Annotated in this window: 1 protein-coding gene and 1 pseudogene; both read left to right on the plus strand. The window is 74.7% G+C overall.

The window, feature by feature from the left end; genetic code table 11:
• Nucleotides 1-132 precede the first annotated feature (132 nt).
• Nucleotides 133-930, plus strand: a complete 798-nt coding sequence (gene nagB, locus L0B03_RS16880; RefSeq protein WP_250448027.1) for a glucosamine-6-phosphate deaminase — start codon at nt 133-135, stop codon at nt 928-930.
• Nucleotides 931-1114: 184 nt separating this feature from the next.
• A pseudogene (locus L0B03_RS16885) lies at nt 1115-2245 on the plus strand (hypothetical protein); the annotation flags it as partial.

The following is a 2245-nucleotide window of genomic DNA, read 5'->3' on the forward strand; positions in this document are numbered from 1 at the left end:
CGCGGCGTCCTCGCCGTTCCTGCGCAGCCTGGACCTCGGCTCCCGCCTCGAGGTCCAGGCCGACGAGCACGTGGCCGCGATCGGCGCCGCGCTGGCGGCGGCCCGCGCCGGGGTGCCGGAGGTGGTGGGCTGATGGAGGTCGTGATCTGCGACTCCCACGCGTCCCAGGCCAGGCTCGCGGCCGACGCCGTCGAGCGGCTCGTGCGCGACCGCGCCACGCAGGACCGCGACGTCGTCCTGGGCCTGGCGACAGGTTCGAGCCCGCTCGCGGTGTACGACGAGCTCGCCCGTCGCCACACCGAGGAGGGACTCAGCCTCGCCCACGCACGGGCCTTCCTGCTCGACGAGTACGTGGGTCTGCCCGCCGACCACCCCGAGCGGTACCGGGCGGTGATCGACCGCGAGCTGGTGCGCCGGGTCGACCTCGACCCCGCGGCGGTGCACGGCCCCGACGGCGCCGCCGAGGACCTCACCGCGGCCTGCGCGGACTACGAGGCGGCCATCGCCGCAGCAGGGGGCGTCGACCTCCAGCTCCTGGGGATCGGGACAGACGGGCACGTGGCCTTCAACGAGCCCGGATCCTCGCTCGGCTCGCGCACCCGGCTCAAGACCCTCACCTCGCAGACCCGCCAGGACAACGCCCGCTTCTTCGGCGGGCGCCCCGAGGCCGTCCCGCCGCACGTCCTGACCCAGGGGCTCGGGACGATCCTCGAGGCCAGGCACCTGGTGCTGCTCGCCCAGGGCACAGCCAAGGGCGAGGCGGTCCGCGAGCTCGTCGAGGGGGCCGTGAGCGCCCGCTGGCCGGCGACCGTGCTGCAGCACCACCCGCACCTGACGGTCCTGCTGGACGAGGACGCCGCAGGCCGGCTCGAGCTCGCCGACCACTACCGCGAGGCGTGGGCCACCAAGCCCGCGTGGCAGGGACTCTGACCCACCCCGGCCTTTGCCCTATCTGCGCACCTCGTCCCGTTACGGGTCACCCGTTCGGCTGTCGTTCCCCTGCTCGGCTGGCCAAAAGGTGTGATCACTGTCACGGTCACGTAGGGACGGCGCCCCTGTCGACGATGACGGCCTTCGGCGCCCACGGGGGGCCACCACTGACGCAGGGAGCATCATGCAACGCCCACAACGCCTCATCACCACCGCCTCGGCGGCAGCCCTCCTGAGCCTCGGGGTGGTCGCAGCGCCGACCGCTGTCGCTGCGCCCGGCGACCCGGCCTGCACCGCCGCGCAGGCCGCCTTCGACGCCGAGCTCGCCGACGGGGTCGATGAGGCCGCTGTCACGGCCCTCGTCGACGCCCTCCTGGCGTTCTTCGACGCCGCCGAGGACCTCGACGAGGTCCTCGCGGAGAACGCGGCCTACGTCGCACCCTTCGAGGCAGCGCTCGCGGCGGCCGAGCAGGACCGCGCAGCAGCCGCGGCCGACCTGACCCAGGCCCGCGCGGACCTCGACACCGCCTCCGCAGAGCTCGATGCCGCCTTGGGCGCGGTCGCCACCGCCACCGCCGCTGCCGTCACCGCGGCGGCGGACGACCCCACCGTCAGTGCCGCCCAGTCCGACTACGACGCCGCGGTGGCCGCCTACGACGCCGCGGTCGACATCCGCACCCAGGCCGCGACCGATGCAGCTGCCGCCGCGGCCGCGGTGATCGCCGCCGACGAGGCCGTCTCCCTGGCCCAGACGAACCTGGATCAGGCCCAGGCCCTGGCCGACGCGACAGATGCCGGCCTCTTGCTCGTCGAAAGGGACGAGGCGCAGGCAGAGGTGACCACCGCGACCAACGTCCTCGCCGCCGCGGAGCAAGATCTCCAGGACGCCATCGACGCCGACGACGCTCCAGCCATCGCGGCAGCTCAGGCAGCGGTCGAGGCGGCCGATGGGGAGCTCGCTCTGGCACAGGCCGAGCTCACGGCGGCGCAGGCGGCCTACCAGGCAGCGCTCGACGCCGACGCGGCCGTCCCGGTCGCCGCGCAGGCCTTGTCCGACGCCCAGGACGACGCCGACGACGCAGCGCTCGCCGCGTCCGATGCGAACGACGACCTGACCGCGGCGGAGGCTGCCGTCACGAGCACCGCAGCGACGGTCACTGCTACCGCGCTCGACCTCGAGGATGCGGTGGCAGCCTTCGTCGCGGCCGACGCCGGAGTCGTCGCCGCCGTCGCGGACGCCGCTGCGGCCGAGGACGAGGTCGAGACCGCGACCGCCGAGGTCACCGCTGCCGAGGCCGACGTCGCTGCGGCGCAG

The organism is Actinotalea sp. C106 (assembly GCF_023630195.1).
In the GTDB taxonomy this organism is placed as follows: domain Bacteria; phylum Actinomycetota; class Actinomycetes; order Actinomycetales; family Cellulomonadaceae; genus Actinotalea.

Coding starts and splice junctions, on each gene's coding strand:
- nagB (WP_250448027.1), top strand. CDS start 133: ATGGAGGTCGTGATCTGCGACTCCCACGCGTCCCAGGCCAGGCTCGCG.